The sequence below is a fragment of the Trichocoleus sp. DQ-A3 genome, from assembly GCF_039961975.1.
Taxonomy (GTDB): domain Bacteria; phylum Cyanobacteriota; class Cyanobacteriia; order Cyanobacteriales; family FACHB-T130; genus FACHB-T130.
The window spans coordinates 469,706-486,779 of sequence record NZ_JAMPKC010000001.1 but is presented as its reverse complement, the minus strand read 5'-3'; the positions used below and the strand labels follow the sequence as shown (position 1 = coordinate 486,779).

Below are 17,074 nucleotides of genomic sequence, written 5' to 3'. Positions count from 1 at the left end.
TCACTCACTCACTGATTAAGCGCGATAGCGATTTGAACAGTTACAGTTTAAGCTGAATTGAGCATTCTACCGTTTATTTTTCGCAAGCGATCGCTACAACCGCCAATTGCGATCGCGTCGCGTGCGCTACCGGGTTCGACCTTTCAGCGTGCTGATATCCAATAGAATCCTTCTATTTTGAAGGCAACATCAGCAATTGGTGAACAATTAGTGGTATCAAATATGACTGAAGCTTCAGAGGGTCTGTCAAGCTGATAATTGGTAATTGAAAATTGTGATGGATGCTAGCTAGGTAGTAGGTAGCAGCTTTTTCGTCATTCCCTTTTTTTCCATTACCGATTCCCGATTACCAATTACCTCATCTTCCTTTCCATGTCACCTCAAAAATTGGCAAAGACTCCCCAATCCCGCCGGAACTTGTGGTTTGAACGTGTGATGGCACTTTTGGCAGTGGCTAACTTGGGCTTAGCGCTGTTCGACTTAACTTACATTCCGCTGCGCGATTTCTACCTGCGGGAATTTCGCAGCATTACCCGAATCTATGACCCCATCAAAGGTATTGAACCCCATCGAGAAACCCAGCAGTACCTAGAGACAGTAGAAAAACTCAAAGCACAGCTGCAACAGACAGAAGGATTGCAGTCGCCAGAGGTGGCAACTTTACTGGAGGAACTGCGCCAACAAAGTGTGGAAATGATTGAGACAAACCCGTTTGCAGAGGCGAATAAGACAGGGACTCTGGAAAAAATCAAAAATCGGATGCGTCAGCGCGTTGGCAATGTCTCTGCCAAACAATCTTTTAGCACCTTTTGGAGTCTGCCTTATTTATCCCAAGCTGGCGTGGAAAAAGAAATTACCTTTTATAACCAAGAAATTCAGCCTTTGATGGCAAGAAATTATTTTCGCCCAGTTGGGGAAACAGGTAATTTCGTTGACTACTTCTGGAAAATCGATCTCTGGTTTATCATTCCCTTTGGCATTGAGTTTCTACTTCGTACCTACTATATCCACCGACGTCACCATAGCCTCACTTGGCTCGAAGCAATGATGTGGCGCTGGTATGATATTTTCTTGCTGCTACCTTTTTGGCGGTGGCTGCGCGTCATTTCAGTTTTCATGCGCCTACACCAAGCACAATTATTAAATTTAGAATCAATCCGGGTGCAAATTAACCGAGGATTTGCGGCAAACTTTGCAGAAGAATTGGCAGAAGTTATTGTGATCCGGGTAATCAACCAGCTACAAGGGTCGATTCGTGGCGGAGAACTGACTCGGTGGTTATCAGGACGGGAGGCTCGTCCTTATGTTGACATTAACAATGTTAATGAAGTAGAAGCGATCGCTACTTTACTGATGAAAGTAACTGTCAATCAAGTGTTACCAAAAATTCAGCCAGATCTAGAGGCAATTCTACAGCACAACATTGAAAAAATTCTCAGCCAATCTCCCCTCTATCGGGGACTCCAGCAAGTACCTGGAGTGGGTACTATCCCCACACAGATAACTGAAAAACTGGTCAAAGAAATCTCACTTGCAGCCTACAACACCCTCACCGCCTCTCTGGAAGACGATCCGGTTGGCGCAGAACTTTCCAAACACCTGATAGAACACTTCACTGAAGCCTTAGGATCGGAGGTGCAAAGACAGCAGACTGCTCAGAAAATTCAATCTTTACTTTTCGATATGTTGGAGGAAATGAAACTCAACTACGTCCAACGCTTGTCCGAGCAAGATTTGGAGCAAGTGTTAGAAGAAACACGGGCGATCCGTCAGATTGTCAAGCAATAATTTGAATTTGTATGTCAATTGCTGATGTCAATCTCTAACTTGAACTCCTTATTTAGGATTCAAATTTAGTCTTGGCTTGTGCTAGGACAAGACCGAGACTGTTGAGCTTGGATACGAAGGTGTTTGAACAGTAGTATTGGCATCTGGGAAGGATTATTTATTTAGTAAACTACCTGCCACAAATTTTGATAGATTGTCGCAAAAACGCCAAATTCCCGATAGATAAGGAGTGTCATAACCAATTTTTCAGACATTCTCTACCAATCTCAATTTCTAGCATTTCTTTCATAGATGTTTCTAGAGAGTTTCCGATCGCGATCGCGCCGCCACCCAGAAGAAAAATTGTTCTTCTACAGAGTCTTCATCCCGCGCTTGCACGCGCCTACGTTAATAATCCTCAGTCCAATTTTCCTAGCCCTTCAGGCACCGAGCATCGGTGCCTATCTCTTTTTTCTTATCTTCCCTCAGCGCTCGGTTGACGACTCGCCACTGGCATACCGCTTGAGTTAAACTCAAAGTTAGGAAGGCGAATCCATCAGGATTCGTCCAGAGACTTCTTGGAATATAGTGTTCGCAGGAAGTGGGGCAGCACCCACTTTTTTTATTGGAGTTTTCCAATGACTCATCCCCTGATTCCACAAATTATTGATTTAGCAGCGCCAGTGGCAGAAGCCTTGGACTTGGAAGTAGTCGGGGCGGTTTTTCACACCAACCAACGCCCACCCGTGCTACGCGTGGACATCCGGAATTGCAACGCTGACACAGGGCTGGATGACTGCGAACGAATGAGTCGGGCATTGGAGGCTGCTTTGGATGCAGCGGATTTCATTCCTGATGCCTATGTCCTGGAAATTTCTAGTCCCGGTATTTCGCGTCAGTTGACGACAGATCGGGAATTCATCTCCTTCAAGGGATTTCCCGTAATTGTCACCACATCCGAACCCTACGAAGGTCAGCAAGAGTGGACAGGGCAACTGATTCGTCGGGATGAAGAGGGTGTTTACCTCAACCAGAAAGGTCGAGCGATCGCCATTCCCCGCCAAATGGTCAGCCGAGTGCAGCTGGATGAAAAACGGTAATTGAGCTGTCAGCTTAGTAGTTAGTCGTCAGTGGTTCGCAAGGAAGTTGCCTCTTGACCACTGACCGATTACCAATTACCAGTTACCAATTACCAATAGCAATTAGCGAGGTTTTTTTATGTCAATGGTTAGTCTACGCGGACTTAAAGAGCTAATCGATAAAATTAGTGTAGAGCGCAATTTACCCAAAAGTGCCGTACAAGCAGCCCTACGAGAAGCTTTATTGAAAGGATACGAGCGATATCGTCGTACCCAGAACCTCGACAAGCATCATTTTGATGAAGAGTACTTTCAAAACTTTGAAGTCGAACTCGACCTAGAACAAGAAGGAGAAGAAGGCTTCCGCGTTTTGGCGACCAAGACCATCGTTGAAAAGGTGAGTAGTGGCGATCATGAAATTGGTCTAGAAGAAGTGCAGAAAGTCGCGCCTGAAGCAGCGATTGGCGACACGGTGGTTTTAGATGTAACCCCCGATCAAACTGAGTTCGGTCGCATGGCAGCAATTCAGACCAAGCAAGTGCTATCGCAAAAACTGCGAGATCAGCAGCGCAAACTCGTCGCAGAAGAGTTCCAAGAACTGGAAGGAACCGTTTTGCAGGCGCGGGTACTGAGATTTGAGCGGCAATCCGTGATTTTAGCTGTCAGTAGTGGGTTTAGTCAGCCAGAAGTAGAAGCCGACTTACCGAAACGGGAACAGCTACCCAACGATAATTACCGTGCCAATGCAACCTTCAAGGTATTTCTCAAAAAAGTACGCGAAGGCCCAGCGCGGGGGCCACAATTGCTAGTGTCTAGAGCTGCCGCAGGTTTAGTCGTTTATCTCTTTGCCAACGAAGTCCCAGAGATTGAGGATGAGGTGGTGCGGATTGTAGCAGTGGCGCGGGAAGCAAATCCTCCGTCTCGTCACGTTGGCCCGCGAACTAAAATCGCGGTCGATACCCTGGAGCGCGATGTGGACCCCGTCGGAGCTTGTATTGGTGCCAGAGGATCGCGGATTCAAGTGGTAGTGAATGAATTACGTGGCGAAAAAATTGATGTAATTCGTTGGTCGCCCGACCCATCTACTTATATTTCCAATGCTCTCTCGCCCGCACGAGTGGATGAGGTGCGTCTGATTAACCCAGATGCTCGTCAGGCTCATGTTTTGGTGGCGGAGGATCAACTAAGTTTGGCGATTGGTAAAGAAGGTCAGAATGTCCGTCTAGCAGCCCGTCTGACTGGTTGGAAAATTGATATTAAAGATATTGCCAAGTACGATTACGAAGCGGAATCTCGGAACATGGCAGCGATCGCAGCCGCTCGGCAAGCCCAAGAGGAAGCTGAATATGAGGAAGAATACGATGAGCCAGACGAACTGGAAAGACCCACAGCAGTTCCTAGCTGGCAGCAGAACGGTGACGATTTTGATGATGTAGATGTAGATGAGGTGGAAACCACGGAAGTTTAGATTTGAGATTCAATCCTCAATTCAAAATCTAAACTCCCCCCTTGCTTGAGATGGAACCAAACTACCGCCGTTGTGTGAGTTGCCGCCAAGTCGCGCCAAAATCGGCGTTTTGGCGAATTGTCAGAGTCTATCCGTCCCAGCAGTTACAATTAGATCGGGGGATGGGGCGATCTGCCTATCTTTGTCCCCAAGAAAGTTGTCTGGTAGCGGCTCAAAAAAAAAATAGGCTGGGCAGAGCGCTCAAAGTACCTGTTCCAGAAGCACTGTACCAAACCCTGTGGCAGCGCCTAGCTACTAAACTTGAAGGCTGCGATCGCTCCTTGTCAAGAAGCGAATCCAGCCCTCAAGAACGTTGCCTCCCATCCGCATCAGACCTAAAACAGCCGTCCGAATGAGATATTGTAGGAAAGAAGCCCAAAAAAAGCGACGTGCCCCAAATTGTAAAGATTTGTGCAAAATTAGAAATAGAAGTGTTTCACTATCCTTAGGGATAGGGAATTTACTTGGTGATAAACAGACTTCCCATAAGTAGCTTGGATATCATTAGTAGAAGTATAGGCAGCAAGTTAAAGCTTCACACCCATTAGGCAGTAAGCAAATGATCAACAAGTTGTCGTTCAAGCAGATGGTTATGGTGTAAAAACTGGTAGGATTCGAGGGGAAAGACTGGATGAACAACGGCAAAGTAAGAATTTACGAGTTATCGCGGGAATTGGATTTGGAGAATAAGGATATTCTAGGAATTTGTGAGCGGCTCAATATTGCAGTCAAGAGCCACAGCAGCACAATAACTGAATCGGAGGCGGAGAGTATTCGCTCGGCGGCAGAAAAACAGGCAGCAGCCCGACCAGCTTCACGTGCGCGGGCTCCAATGGATCAACGTAAAACAGCACCGCCAGCCGCTCAATCGGTGCGACCCCGGCTAGAAAACAAGCCGCAAATTCTGGAGATTCGTCAGCATAAATCTGGGTCTGGTTCTAACGCACCACAACAGCCGGGAGAACAGGTCGCGATTCCTCCCCAACCACCAGTAAGACAGCAGACGCCATCACCCATGAAGCCGACAAGTCTGAATAAACCAGTGCGTCCTAGCCAGCGGGATAATCCTCCTGTAGTAGAAGTAGTAGAAGCAGAAAAACTACAGGTAGACCCAGTAGAGGCTCCTCCTATTCCAGCTCCGAAAGCTGTTGAACCAGCTCCCCATCTGGTTGAACCTCCCATGCGACAAGCAGGGGAGCGTCCTGCGCCAAGTAATGTGGAGCGGCCTGTATTAAAACGTGCCAAGGTAGAAACAGCTACTAGCTCGCCTGTCAGCGCACCCCAAAGAGTAGGACCAGCGAGCGGGGCACCCGAAAGAACTAACGCCTCGGCTCCTCCTGCCCCCGTCAGAACGGAGCGACCTGCCCCCCCGGCTCCACCCCGAGTTCCAGAACTGCACTCGCCTCCCCAAAGGCCGGTGCGACCTTCCATGCCTGTTGGTAGACGCCCAGGCGGTGCTGGTGACACGCAACTAGAACCTGGTTCCAGTCGCTCGAAGCTACTACGGGACGAAAATGATGAAGGTTTGGGAACGCCCGATACTCTGGGAGAAGAGGCAAGAAAACCGAATCCCCCCCGTCTCGTTGGTCCCAATAAGCGAAAACCTGAGTGGGAAGATGAGGAAGAAGAAAACCCAGATAAAGCAGGCAAGGCAGGTGCTAAAGCCAAGCGTCGGGTTCAACCCCTCATTGATGACGACGAAGACTTTGACACAGATTTAGAGGAATTGCCAGCAGCATTACAGGTGAGTCTATCTGTAGCTCGTCCTCCCAAGCAGCAGAAAGCTCGTCCAGCCAGCCCAGTCGTGGTGGCAGCGGAAAGAGAGAAGCGGAAGCCTCAAATGCAGCGCGGCGAAGGGCAAAGCAACGATCGCGATCGCCGTCGCGAACCTGCTGCTAAAGCAGAACGTCCGGAAAATCTGGTGTTAACGGGCAGTATGACCGTTCAAGAACTTGCTACGGCCTTAGCAGTTCAGGAAACAGAGATTATCAAAACTCTGTTCTTTAAAGGCTTTGCGATCAATATCACCCAAACCCTAGATATCCCAACCATCACAATGGTGGCGAAAGAACTGGGCGTAGAAGTGGAGACGCAAGAAGAACAAGCTGCGGCGACAAAAGTAACGGAGATGGTGACAGAGGAAGACCTCGATCACCTGCAACGCCGTCCGCCAGTAGTGACCATTATGGGTCACGTAGACCACGGGAAAACAACTCTGCTCGATTCCATCCGCAAAACCAAGGTAGCGCAGGGAGAAGCTGGGGGAATTACTCAGCACATCGGTGCCTACCATGTGGATGTGGAATATGAAGGAAAAACTCAGCAAGTTGTGTTCCTAGACACCCCCGGTCACGAAGCCTTTACAGCAATGCGGGCGAGGGGAACGCGAGTCACCGACATCGCTATTCTGGTGGTTGCTGCCGATGATGGTGTCCAACCCCAGACAATTGAAGCAATCAGCCACGCGAAAGCTGCTGAGGTGCCAATTGTTGTGGCGATCAACAAAGTTGATAAACCGGATGCCCAGCAAGACCGTGTGAAGCAAGAGTTGACCCAGTACGGTCTGCAACCCGAAGAATGGGGCGGCGATACCATCATGGTTCCCGTGAGCGCCATCAAAGGGGAAAACTTGGATACCCTGCTGGAAATGATTTTGATCCAGGCCGAAGTTTTAGAACTCTCTGCAAACCCAGACCGCGCAGCTAAGGGTACGGTAATTGAAGCCAATCTAGATAAGTCGAGAGGCCCAGTTGCTACCTTGCTGGTGCAAAATGGTACGTTGCGAGTTGGTGATGTCCTGGTAGTTGGCTCAGTATTGGGCAAAGTCCGGGCGATGATCGACGACAGGGGAGATCGGGTAACGGCAGCGGCACCATCGTTCGCGGTGGAAGTGTTGGGCTTGAGCGATGTCCCAGCGGCTGGCGATGAGTTTGAAGTCTATCCAAACGAAAAAGAAGGTCGCGCGATCGCAAGTGTCAGAGCCGACGAGCAACGCCAGTCACGCCTGCAACAGGTCATGGCATCGCGCCGAGTCACTTTGAATACCCTCTCAGCTCAAGCGCAGGAAGGCGATCTCAAAGAACTCAACTTGATTCTGAAGGCAGACGTTCAAGGTTCCGTAGAAGCTCTTCTGGGCGCGCTCGGACAGCTGCCACAAAATGAGGTACAAGTTCGGGTGCTGTTAGCGGCTCCTGGAGAAGTCACCGAGACAGACGTTGACTTAGCGGCTGCCAGTGGCGCTGTAATTGTTGGATTTAATACCACCCTTGCCAGTGGTGCACGCCAAGCAGCGGATCAAGCAGGTGTCGATGTGCGCGAATACAACATCATCTACAAACTGCTAGATGATATTCAAGGTGCAATGGAAGGTCTGCTAGAACCGGAGCAGGTGGAAGAGCCTCTGGGTCAAGTCGAAGTCCGGGCTGTCTTCCCAGTCGGTCGTGGCTCCGTCGCTGGTTGCTATGTGCTGTCGGGTAAAGTGGTTCGTAACTGCCGAGTGCGGGTGCGCCGCAACAGTCAGATAGTTCATGATGGCGTCTTAGATTCCCTCAAGCGGATGAAGGAAGATGCCAAGGAAGTCAATGCTGGATACGAATGCGGCATCGGAGTCGATCGTTTCAATGCCTGGGTAGAAGGCGACATTATCGAAGCTTACCAAATGGTTAGCAAGCGCCGTACTCTCTCGCCAAATTAAGGCAAAAGTCAAAAGGCAAAAGTCAAAAGAAAGAAAAAAGGAAATAATCTCCTTTGCCTTTCTTCTGACTTTTGCCTTTTATTTTGCTTTTTGCCTTTTTACTACTTGTAATATGCGCTCTTTTTGGTTGGAACCGTTCTTGTGGATTCATCTTGCTGGTCTGGCGACAGTTCCCATTTGGTTGGAACTATGCTGGCTGGGTTTGGCAGTTGGCGATCCCGTGTTGCCGGTGTCGTTGGAACTTTTTTTGGTTGCAACTGTAGGTATTGCACCCATACTGTGGATGCAGTTGAGCCGTCCTTTTAACATTTTTAGCATCCTGGCAGTGGCCTTGAAGCCAAGCCAACTGACGCTTAACCAGCGACGCCTGTTGTCACAGTTCAAGTCACCTACAAACCAATTTGTAGCCGTTCTAGCAGCTGGTTTCATGCTGTGGGTATTGTGGCTAATCTATCAGGCAGCACCGCTAGCGGCAACTGTTACACCGCTTCCCCCGGAGTGGCGGTTCGCTGGACTGCTAGTAGCGGCACTGGCATTTCTGGCAAGCAATTTGTTCTTGCAGATACCACTGAGCGTGGCGCGAGTCCTTTTGACTAATGAAGCAGCATTTTCTGCTACGCAACCCTGTTCAGCAGAAGAAATCCCGCAACAATTTACAATTCCGGGCCTACAGGTCAATCAAATCTTACCTTCGGAAATTTCCGAGACATCGGCGATATCACCCAACTCTGTAGAACCAATAAATGCAGGAATAGAAGCCCCAGCGTCCTCCGACTAATCTAAAAAAGAGATTTTTCTTCAAGGTTCTTGGTTTTTCAGCACATGGGTGTCTATGTAGAAAAGCTTTCAGCAACTGGCGTAACTCAAAAAGTTTTGGCTGGTTGACTAGCGAGATGTTACTGACAGCACAAATCCCCCCAACCTAACTGCGTTATCCTAAGAATAGACATAGAAATTTGTTAAATAGTCATCAGCGGGCAGTCAATTTTAAAGATTAGATTTAGAGATTAGATTTTAGAGTGGGTTGTAAATTCACAATCTAAAATCAAAATCTAAAATAGAATTGCTGAAGGCTGATAGCTGAAAACTCCTTGTTCCCTTAATTTAAGGTGCATATGATCAGGTTTCCTGCTTCATCAACCAGCCAATTCTCCGGCAATACCAAAATCTGGGAAAGCCTCAAGCAAGCGATCGCATCCAGTTCTGGGTTTCAGCGCTGGGAGATAGAACACCCGTTGGATAACGACCGCCTTCAGGAGTTCAACCTTGATTATCGGGTTCGCCGGTATCTGCGCGAAACCCTAGAAACTCTTGCTTATTAGTCATAAGTCATTCGTTCGGTAGCCAAGAACGAATGACTAACGACCCATCACTACTGACCAATTCTGATTAAATCACCTAGATTGGGCAAGCCCTGTCCCAGTCGCTTGAGTTTGCCAAAAACCTCAGCAAGGCGATCGCCCTCCACATGAACTTCTGAGGTTGGGTAATTTTCTAAAATTTCAATCAAGGTAATCTGATTGTCTGGAAGCGCTGAACTCATCACAGCTCCTCGCAAAGACTGGATGTTTGCGCCATTTCCGGGAGTATGAACCACGTCACTGACTTGACCCAAGACTAATTCCCCAATCTGGTTATTGAGTACCCGATCTAAAATGAGGGCATTCACCTTAACTTCTTGCGTTAGGGTTTTTCGCAAATCCTCAGGTTTTCTTCCTGCCATAGCCAAATAAGCACGTAGCGCTGGCGAAAGTTCACCCGTTTCAGCAAAAGTTGTGAGTTCGGGAACAGATACCGATTCCCTTAGAAAGCGGTACTTCAGCACGACTGTATTGGCAGCATCCGCACGAGAGGGGCTAAACAAAATACCCGTAGCGGCGGCTAAAGAGAACACGAAAGGTAGCGATCGCAGCAGTAGAGAGCGCATAAGGAACCTGAAAACAGCTTAGAGATAGCGCAACTGTGCTATCTCTACTTTGACGATACTGGATGCCGATGGGTTGCATCCTCCTGCTCAAGTAACAACTGCTTTTGAATCATCCCTCTCGCCTGGATTAGCCTAAGCCAAAACGCTCTTAAATTTATAAAACCTCAGCCCTATGAGCATTTCAGGGTTTACATCGCCTGAATTTTCTTTGCAGGGGCAAGTTGCCATGTTGGGAACTGATAATATTCGCAACTTGTCATCAAACGTAATTGTGAATATTAATATTAGCGACGCAAGTGCATACACCAAGTATGTATAGCTTCCAGCGTAAAAAAATATCCCAATTGGTGAGTCTCTAAGTTACTAAATCGTACAGTTAATAATGCACATCAAAAGCATCAAACGTATGACACCCCAGGGTTTTCCCGATCGTTTCTCCCATTCTTCTAGCATCCGTTTCGCCAAACGTTTCGCTGGTGTCGTACCCGTCCGGGCGTCCCTGCTAAGCGCTTTGTTACTTTGGTCTGGCGGGGTCATGGCACTTCCTGCGGCTGCCCTTACCCCGCCATCAACGCAGATAGCTCAACTTCCTGCAAGCGCGAACGTTGTCTACGTCAACCAATCCACGGGCAACGATACTGCCAGTGCTGGCACCAGTGAAAACACACCCTATCGCACTATCACCTACGCCCTCCAGCAAGCCCGCTCTGGCACAGTCGTACAATTAGCTCCAGGTTCCTACACGGCTGACACGGGTGAAGTTTTCCCCCTCCTTGTCAAACAAGGCGTCATTCTGCGCGGCGACGAGCAAAGCAAAGGGCAGACTGTAGCGATTATTGGCGGCGGCGGCTATGTTAGTCCCACCTTTTCCGGTCAGAACATTGCAATACGAGCAGAGAAAGACAGTGAAGTCAGAGGATTGACCATCACTAACCCGAATCGTCGGGGAACTGGACTGTGGATTGAATCTACCAATGCAACAGTCAGCAACAACACCTTTTCGAGCAACGACCGGGAAGGAGTTTTCGTCACCGGGACAGCTACCCCCAAAATTGAAAGCAATATCTTTACCAGAAATAAGGGGAATGGCATTTCAGTCGCTAAGACAGCGCAAGGAGAAGTCCGCAACAATCTGTTTCAAGAGACGGGGAATGGGATTGTCCTAACTGAGACGGCATCGCCTTTGCTCGCAGACAACCGCATTGTCCAAAACGTTGATGGAATCGTCGCCTCCAACTCCGCTGCCCCAGTCCTTCGTAACAACATTATTGAGGCAAACACGCGGTATGGAGTCGTAGCAAGCGGAGATGCCCAGCCCAATTTAGGGACTCAAGAGAATCCTGGGCAAAATCGGATTCGCAACAATGTTCGTTTCGATGTTGCCAACCTAACGCGCACGAATACTATCATCGCGGTCGGCAACGATATTGATTCTAAGAAGATTTCCGGGCGCGTGGATTTTGTGGCGACGTCGATACCTAGCGGTGGTTTTGCCGATGTTCAAGGGAACTGGGCGCAAGCCTATATCGAAGCTTTAGTTGCTAAAGATGTAATTGCTGGTTTCCCTGATGGGACTTTCCGCCCCAACGAACCTGTCACCCGCGCTCAGTTTGCCGCGATTATCAACAAGGCTTTTTCACCAGCACAGATACAGCCTGGGATTAATTTTGTCGATGTCAAAACTAATTATTGGGCTTATCAAGCGATTCAAAGCGCTTACCGGGGAGGCTTTTTGTCTGGGTATCCGGGTCAAGTTTTTAGAGCCGAACAGCGCATTCCCAGAGTGCAGGTTTTAGTTTCTTTAGCGAGTGGTTTGAAGTTGCGCTCTGAGGATACAAATGTGCTGTCTGTTTACAATGATGCCACCCAGATTCCTAGCTGGGCCAGCACAGCGATCGCTGGCGCAACTCAGAAACAGCTGGTGGTCAACTATCCCACACTGGCTCAGCTCAATCCTAGTCGTGATGCCACCCGTGCTGAAGTCGCCGCTTTTGTCTACCAGGCGCTGGTGAATGCCGGTCGTGCTGAGGCGATTTCTTCACCTTATCTAGTCAAGACTCCATAATCGCGACTCAACGTTAAGATGTATCGCGCTAGTTTTCCAACTACTGGATGCTGGTGTTCGATCGGTCGTATAATAAAGGTTAACCATCAGTAGACTGCTGATGGTTAACCTCAAAATGCGGGTATAGTTCAGTGGTAGAACGTCACCTTCCCAAGGTGAATGTCGTCGGTTCGAGTCCGATTACCCGCTTTTCTAGACAGTGACTCATTAAATGTCATCGTTGATAGATGAATGTCGCTTTGACAATTAGGGATGTCGTTAAGGCTAAATCATCCAATTTGCCGAAACGATTCGCAGTGGCTTGGGCAGTTGAGGCAGTGGCAGGCATTTTTACAAGGCGACTTGGAATATCGAAAAAAACCTCAATTGGGATTCAAGTTTTCTGACGCCGTTGGCTGAAATTGGAATTTCTATGTAAGGCTTGGCAACTTGCGACAGAGAACTTAGCCGGAAAAGTGAGAGTAGAGGCTAGCGATCGCGCACAATAACAAAGCTTCTGTCCACTCTACAACTGCTCCGTAAGTATCGCCCGTATGTCCGCCTAGCTGGCGGTGAAACCAGGCTCCGGTTAAAAGCGAGATCGTGCATCCTGCGGCGGCTGTTCCCACCGCTGCGAGCCACCGAGTCGGCGATAGAACGATCTGTAATCCCATCAGGGCAAATAGCACTAGCAATCCCAGTAGGATGTCTTGAGGCGTCCGGATGGATTCTTTATGGAAGGCACCTTTACCCTCCGCTTTGAGGTAAGGATAGCAAGCGATCGCTACCACTTGTCCCCACCTTCCCCATCCTGCCGATACCATTAGTGCCAGCCACCGATAAGATTCTAAGTCACTCAAAGCAGATGTTTTTAATAGCAGCAGCGCGATCGCTGCCATCGCCCCAAACGCACCCGTGACGCTATCTGCCATCACCTTTAAACGCCGCTGCCGTTCGCGTAGCTTGTCCGAAGAAAAATCCTGCACTGCCAGTCCATCTGCTGTATCCATAGCCCCATCCAGATGCAGACCCCCGGTGAGGGCAATCCAAGCAACAACGACCATTGCAGAGCGAGTCAGCATTGGGACACCCAGCAGTTGAAAACAAGTATCCAGAAGAGCGAGTAACCCTCCAATAAATAAACCCACCAAAGGTGCCCAACGCGCAATGCCGCGAAATTCTAATGTCCATCCAGATGGAATCGGAATACAGGTGTAAAACGCGATCGCACCCAGAAATCCTTTCCAAAATGAGAAAATTTGCACCACAAACAAACTTAATGACTTTTCAATAACAAATTCAGCAGATTAGCGTATGAACAGGGGAGAAATGTTGGGCTAAGATTGTCTCGTAGCAGTTCCGATTGCCATAGGCGTATGCCGTTAGGCTGCTCGCGCTTTGCTGAGTGTTCGCGTTCGCCATAACCGTCGAATGCGTATGCCGTAAGGATTCGGATTCTTGCCCAAAGCGCGTATACCATTAGGTTATGAAAGCTACCTACTTCCCTAAGTAGTGTATATCGCATTATTCTGTTGCATCTACGCAGCGACCAGGCAAGATCGGGCTTGTTTGAACCAGAGGCTGTTCCCATGACTTATGACCAATCTCCGCCCCACTTACCGGCTCCATGTATTATTGACAGCGGCATTATTGTTAATAAACAAGATATGCGACGACTGTTGACCGATCTAGGTCGCGTTCGCTACATCCACACCCTCGATGGCAAAGTGCAGAGCGAGGGCGAAGGATGCGTACTGGACGTATTTGCTGAACCACAGCGGTCTACGATGATTGCTAACCAGGCAATCTATCTTAACGTCCATAGTTTTGATTATCTGCAACTGCACCAGTCGAGCGAACAGGAATCTTATTTTGACTTGATTCAAGATCATCGTCAGTTACGTTTGATACCACTTTCTACCCCACTCCAAGAGCAAAGCACGCCGATCATTAACGCCGCTGCTTTAGAAGCAATGGTGACACAAGTTCTGTCTGCTAAGTGGGATGTCCAACTTGACGACGACGATTGCTTATTCTAAGTAATCTTTAGTTAGGAAGTCGTTAGTCATCAGTCATTAGTCAATAAAAATCGACTAATCATCTAAAAACTAAAGACTAAAGACTATTGTTAGTAGGACTCGCAGCTAAAGTAAGTGGGATTTTCGTTTCAATGTCAGGCGCGTTGTCGCCATACGCAGGCACGAGCCGGGACTTTTTTGACACCACATGGCTTAGTAGAAACACCTAAGTTTATGCCGGTAGGGACGCTGGCGACTGTCAAATCTGTGACAATCGATCAGCTGGAGGCAACGGGTGCCCAAATGGTTTTGGCGAATACCTTTCACCTCCACTTGCAACCTGGAGAAGCAATTGTGGCGGGTGCAGGTGGGCTGCACCGCTTTATGGGCTGGAAGAAGCCGATGCTGACAGATTCTGGCGGCTTCCAGGTGTTTAGCTTGAGCGAGTTGCGGAAAATTACTGAAGAGGGTGTAACTTTTCGCTCTCCCCGCGATGGGCGGATGATTCATCTAACGCCGGAGCGGTCAATCCAAATTCAGAACGAACTGGGAGCAGATGTGATTATGGCATTTGATGAGTGTCCGCCTTATCCAGCGGAGCGCTCAGAAGTCATGGCGGCAACAGAGCGGACTTATCGGTGGCTGGAACGATGTATAAATGCTAACCAACGTCCGAATGAGCAAGCTTTGTTTGGGATCGTTCAAGGTGGCGTTTACCTGGATTTGCGAGTTGCGGCTGCTGAGTCATTAGCGGAGTTAAATTTGCCAGGATACGCGATTGGCGGCGTCAGCGTGGGAGAACCGGCAGAACTGATTCACCAGATTGTGCGGGCGACTGCGCCAGTGTTACCCGCCGAAAAGCCTCGTTACCTGATGGGTGTCGGCACTTATCGAGAAATGGCACAAGCGATCGCTGCGGGTATCGATTTATTTGACTGTGTGATACCCACTCGCTGGGCGCGTCACGGTACTGTGATGGTACAGGGAGAACGCTGGAATTTGAAAAACGCCCAGTACAGAGAAGATTTCACTTCCCTGGATGTGAGTTGTCCTTGCTACACCTGCCAGAACTTCAGTCGCGCTTACTTGTGTCATTTAGTGCGAACGCGAGAAATTCTCGGTTACACTTTACTCTCAATTCACAACATTACTGAATTGATTCGGTTTACCCAACGAATCCGGGAAGCAATTTTAGGCGATCGCTTTGTCACGGAATTTGGTCACTGGCTAGACACTCCAACAGAATAATTAAAAATTAAAAAACTTTAAGCATGAGCGTAAACGTTTTTCGGAGCGAGTTGGCTTTTTTAGAGATAGCGATCGCAATTTTGGAGAATTTTAGCGGTCGAGGATCGTCAAGAGCGATCGCCACCGTTTAGTAAAAGTAAATTTTCCATGTAGGCTGAAATCGCGTCCAGCTAACAGCCGAGTCATGTTAAGATACTTGTCAATTCTTAAAACTGTGTTGGAAAGGTGGATTTTAAATATGGAAGCAGCACTGCTGTTGGCAAAACTGCCGGAAGCTTACTCCTTCTTTGACCCCCTGGTAGACGTTCTCCCGATCATCCCCGTGTTCTTCTTGTTGTTGGCTTTCGTTTGGCAAGCATCTGTGGGTTTCCGCTAAACCTGAATTGCAAAAAAATTGAAAGGGCACCCACATGGGTGCCCTTTTATGATTCAGGGTAGGCACAAGGCCGCTTCCTAAAACTTGTTTAACCCTGCGATCCCATTGCTTTCTGAAAGGCAGGACGTTCCGAGAGTCGCTGGATATAGGTAACAACTGCTGGATATTCGTTCAGGTCGAGCTTCAGCATCATGGGTATATAAGCCAGAATCGACCCTACCGCTACATCGACGACCGTTAGTTCCTCGCCTAATAAAAATGGTTGCCCTGCCAAAATTTCATTCAGCGGTGTCAGCAACTTAGGCGTTTCGCGTTCCCGGCTTGCTTCCACAAAAATCCCTGGTCCCAAAGTGGCATTGCCAAATATTACCCATTGGGTGGTTTGTGCTTGTTCCTCCAGAGTGGCTGGCATCTTGCCGTACTTTTGGGCGAGATACAGCAGAATCGCCCCTGACTCCCAGAGTTTAAAATCTCCATCAACAATTGCCGGGACTTTTCCGATCGGGTTAATTGCCAGAAACTCTGGTTGGAGATGAGCGCCTGCCTGCATATCGAGCTGGACGAATTCGTAAGGAACGCCCAACTCTTCAAGATACCACTTAACAATGGATGCCCGACTACGGGCACCGCCATACAGTTTCAACATCGCAGATATCCTAAAGGACTTTATGGGTGTGAGAGTGTTGTTTCACGTTGTCTTCTTTGCGGACAACGCGCTGAGCATTCAGTACTCGCTTGCGTTCGACGGAATAGTTAAAGTCATTGCGGGTAGTGCCCAGAGGAATATGAGATTTGGCCTCTGGTTTGTTTTTATAGGTGCGAACAGATGCGATCGCCCGAAAAGTGAACTCATCGCTAAATTGCGCCTCTTCTGGAAAATCTGCTGGCTTGTAGAGGTTATCGCCGACGATCACTGCACCCATTGTGGTCGCAACAGCCATCTTGTAGGAGGTTGGAATGCCTTTGAGAAGGGCTTCCAGGGCAGCTGAAGGAATGGGTTCAATAATGTTGACTTCTTGGACTTCGCCATCTTCCTTGAAGAAACAAGTGGCTAAGCCAAGTAGCAGGTAGTCATTTTCGCTGAGATCGGGAGCATTGGGATAAGAAGTTGCAGTTGTCATAAGACCGTTTTAAGGAACGATTGCCAAACACCGACGGGAGCGCGTAAGTATCGCTTGCATTCTACCAGCATCCATTCAGTTGGGGCAGTGGGGAGAGGTGTAATGGGGAGCATCGCTTCAATTTTCCCTGCTCTTTTGCACCTTTGCATGGTTGTAGGATTTTCACCCCTCGCATCCCCCGCTCAAAATCCATAATTTTTTTCTATGCCAATCCTGCAAGCTTCACAGTCGTCAGTTCTCCTAGACGGGTAAATACGAGATTTAGGGAGTCTCTACAGATAGTTTCAGTAATG

Annotated in this window: 16 protein-coding genes and 1 tRNA gene; 13 read left to right on the top strand and 4 right to left on the bottom strand. The window is 48.6% G+C overall.

Annotated elements, in window-relative coordinates:
• The first annotated feature begins 372 nt into the window (after positions 1 to 372).
• From NDI44_RS02020 to NDI44_RS01985, 8 genes are all read left to right on the top strand, one after another.
• Complete coding sequence (locus NDI44_RS02020) at positions 373 to 1,788, top strand: hypothetical protein (RefSeq protein WP_190413350.1); 1,416 nt, start codon at positions 373 to 375, stop codon at positions 1,786 to 1,788.
• 291 nt (positions 1,789 to 2,079) lie between these two features.
• On the top strand, positions 2,080 to 2,298 hold the full coding sequence (locus NDI44_RS02015; RefSeq protein WP_190413348.1) for a hypothetical protein: 219 nt from the start codon (positions 2,080 to 2,082) through the stop codon (positions 2,296 to 2,298).
• Positions 2,299 to 2,405: 107 nt separating this feature from the next.
• Positions 2,406 to 2,867, top strand: coding sequence for a ribosome maturation factor RimP (gene rimP / locus NDI44_RS02010; RefSeq protein ID WP_190413346.1), 462 nt, complete (start codon positions 2,406 to 2,408; stop codon positions 2,865 to 2,867).
• A 118-nt stretch (positions 2,868 to 2,985) separates the two neighbouring features.
• Positions 2,986 to 4,314 (top strand): transcription termination factor NusA, encoded by a 1,329-nt coding sequence (gene nusA, locus NDI44_RS02005; RefSeq protein WP_190413344.1) that lies wholly within the window; start codon positions 2,986 to 2,988, stop codon positions 4,312 to 4,314.
• A 50-nt stretch (positions 4,315 to 4,364) separates the two neighbouring features.
• Entirely contained in the window at positions 4,365 to 4,709 is a 345-nt protein-coding gene (locus tag NDI44_RS02000) for a YlxR family protein (RefSeq protein WP_190413342.1), read from the top strand.
• A gap of 275 nt (positions 4,710 to 4,984) precedes the next feature.
• Positions 4,985 to 8,047: a translation initiation factor IF-2 gene (gene infB / locus NDI44_RS01995; RefSeq protein ID WP_190413340.1), complete on the top strand. Its 3,063-nt coding sequence runs from the start codon at positions 4,985 to 4,987 to the stop codon at positions 8,045 to 8,047.
• Between the two features lie 112 nt (positions 8,048 to 8,159).
• Entirely contained in the window at positions 8,160 to 8,825 is a 666-nt protein-coding gene (locus NDI44_RS01990) for a low-complexity tail membrane protein (protein ID WP_190413338.1), read from the top strand.
• A 337-nt stretch (positions 8,826 to 9,162) separates the two neighbouring features.
• Positions 9,163 to 9,369, top strand: coding sequence for a hypothetical protein (locus NDI44_RS01985; protein WP_190413336.1), 207 nt, complete (start codon positions 9,163 to 9,165; stop codon positions 9,367 to 9,369).
• A gap of 50 nt (positions 9,370 to 9,419) precedes the next feature.
• Here the strand turns inward: NDI44_RS01985 and NDI44_RS01980 are convergent, their stop codons facing one another.
• The gene (locus NDI44_RS01980; protein ID WP_190413334.1) at positions 9,420 to 9,974 is read right to left on the bottom strand and encodes an alpha/beta hydrolase; all 555 of its coding nucleotides are present in this window, start codon (positions 9,972 to 9,974) and stop codon (positions 9,420 to 9,422) included.
• Between the two features lie 406 nt (positions 9,975 to 10,380).
• Between NDI44_RS01980 and NDI44_RS01975 the strand changes: the two genes are divergently transcribed.
• Both NDI44_RS01975 and NDI44_RS01970 read left to right on the top strand, forming a co-directional pair.
• Positions 10,381 to 12,039 (top strand): DUF1565 domain-containing protein, encoded by a 1,659-nt coding sequence (locus tag NDI44_RS01975; protein ID WP_190413332.1) that lies wholly within the window; start codon positions 10,381 to 10,383, stop codon positions 12,037 to 12,039.
• A gap of 117 nt (positions 12,040 to 12,156) precedes the next feature.
• Positions 12,157 to 12,228, top strand: a tRNA-Gly gene (locus NDI44_RS01970).
• Positions 12,229 to 12,482: 254 nt separating this feature from the next.
• On the opposite strand, the gene cobS is transcribed toward NDI44_RS01970, so the two are convergent.
• Positions 12,483 to 13,286 (bottom strand): adenosylcobinamide-GDP ribazoletransferase, encoded by an 804-nt coding sequence (cobS, locus tag NDI44_RS01965; RefSeq protein WP_348235255.1) that lies wholly within the window; start codon positions 13,284 to 13,286, stop codon positions 12,483 to 12,485.
• Positions 13,287 to 13,607: 321 nt separating this feature from the next.
• On the opposite strand from cobS, the gene NDI44_RS01960 reads away from it, so the two are divergent.
• The 3 genes from NDI44_RS01960 to NDI44_RS01950 all read left to right on the top strand — a co-directional run bounded on the left by NDI44_RS01960 (position 13,608) and on the right by NDI44_RS01950 (position 15,660).
• Positions 13,608 to 14,057: a hypothetical protein gene (locus tag NDI44_RS01960; RefSeq protein ID WP_190413330.1), complete on the top strand. Its 450-nt coding sequence runs from the start codon at positions 13,608 to 13,610 to the stop codon at positions 14,055 to 14,057.
• A 114-nt stretch (positions 14,058 to 14,171) separates the two neighbouring features.
• On the top strand, positions 14,172 to 15,284 hold the full coding sequence (tgt, locus tag NDI44_RS01955) for a tRNA guanosine(34) transglycosylase Tgt (protein ID WP_190413328.1): 1,113 nt from the start codon (positions 14,172 to 14,174) through the stop codon (positions 15,282 to 15,284).
• A gap of 238 nt (positions 15,285 to 15,522) precedes the next feature.
• Positions 15,523 to 15,660, top strand: a complete 138-nt coding sequence (locus tag NDI44_RS01950) for a photosystem II reaction center protein K (protein ID WP_190413748.1) — start codon at positions 15,523 to 15,525, stop codon at positions 15,658 to 15,660.
• An 88-nt stretch (positions 15,661 to 15,748) separates the two neighbouring features.
• On the opposite strand, the gene NDI44_RS01945 is transcribed toward NDI44_RS01950, so the two are convergent.
• Both NDI44_RS01945 and NDI44_RS01940 read right to left on the bottom strand, forming a co-directional pair.
• On the bottom strand, positions 15,749 to 16,306 hold the full coding sequence (locus NDI44_RS01945; RefSeq protein WP_190413326.1) for a glutathione S-transferase family protein: 558 nt from the start codon (positions 16,304 to 16,306) through the stop codon (positions 15,749 to 15,751).
• A gap of 10 nt (positions 16,307 to 16,316) precedes the next feature.
• Positions 16,317 to 16,781 (bottom strand): hypothetical protein, encoded by a 465-nt coding sequence (locus NDI44_RS01940; RefSeq protein WP_190413324.1) that lies wholly within the window; start codon positions 16,779 to 16,781, stop codon positions 16,317 to 16,319.
• Positions 16,782 to 17,074: the final 293 nt, after the last annotated feature.

What these genes read in the sequence shown, in the direction of transcription:
- NDI44_RS02020 (WP_190413350.1), top strand. Translation starts at nt 373, where the DNA reads ATGTCACCTCAAAAATTGGCAAAGACTCCCCAATCCCGCCGGAACTTG.
- NDI44_RS02015 (WP_190413348.1), top strand. Translation starts at nt 2,080, where the DNA reads ATGTTTCTAGAGAGTTTCCGATCGCGATCGCGCCGCCACCCAGAAGAA.
- rimP (WP_190413346.1), top strand. Translation starts at nt 2,406, where the DNA reads ATGACTCATCCCCTGATTCCACAAATTATTGATTTAGCAGCGCCAGTG.
- nusA (WP_190413344.1), top strand. Translation starts at nt 2,986, where the DNA reads ATGTCAATGGTTAGTCTACGCGGACTTAAAGAGCTAATCGATAAAATT.
- NDI44_RS02000 (WP_190413342.1), top strand. Translation starts at nt 4,365, where the DNA reads ATGGAACCAAACTACCGCCGTTGTGTGAGTTGCCGCCAAGTCGCGCCA.
- infB (WP_190413340.1), top strand. Translation starts at nt 4,985, where the DNA reads ATGAACAACGGCAAAGTAAGAATTTACGAGTTATCGCGGGAATTGGAT.
- NDI44_RS01990 (WP_190413338.1), top strand. Translation starts at nt 8,160, where the DNA reads ATGCGCTCTTTTTGGTTGGAACCGTTCTTGTGGATTCATCTTGCTGGT.
- NDI44_RS01985 (WP_190413336.1), top strand. Translation starts at nt 9,163, where the DNA reads ATGATCAGGTTTCCTGCTTCATCAACCAGCCAATTCTCCGGCAATACC.
- NDI44_RS01980 (WP_190413334.1), bottom strand. Translation starts at nt 9,974, where the DNA reads ATGCGCTCTCTACTGCTGCGATCGCTACCTTTCGTGTTCTCTTTAGCC.
- NDI44_RS01975 (WP_190413332.1), top strand. Translation starts at nt 10,381, where the DNA reads ATGACACCCCAGGGTTTTCCCGATCGTTTCTCCCATTCTTCTAGCATC.
- NDI44_RS01960 (WP_190413330.1), top strand. Translation starts at nt 13,608, where the DNA reads ATGACTTATGACCAATCTCCGCCCCACTTACCGGCTCCATGTATTATT.
- NDI44_RS01950 (WP_190413748.1), top strand. Translation starts at nt 15,523, where the DNA reads ATGGAAGCAGCACTGCTGTTGGCAAAACTGCCGGAAGCTTACTCCTTC.
- NDI44_RS01945 (WP_190413326.1), bottom strand. Translation starts at nt 16,306, where the DNA reads ATGTTGAAACTGTATGGCGGTGCCCGTAGTCGGGCATCCATTGTTAAG.
- NDI44_RS01940 (WP_190413324.1), bottom strand. Translation starts at nt 16,781, where the DNA reads ATGACAACTGCAACTTCTTATCCCAATGCTCCCGATCTCAGCGAAAAT.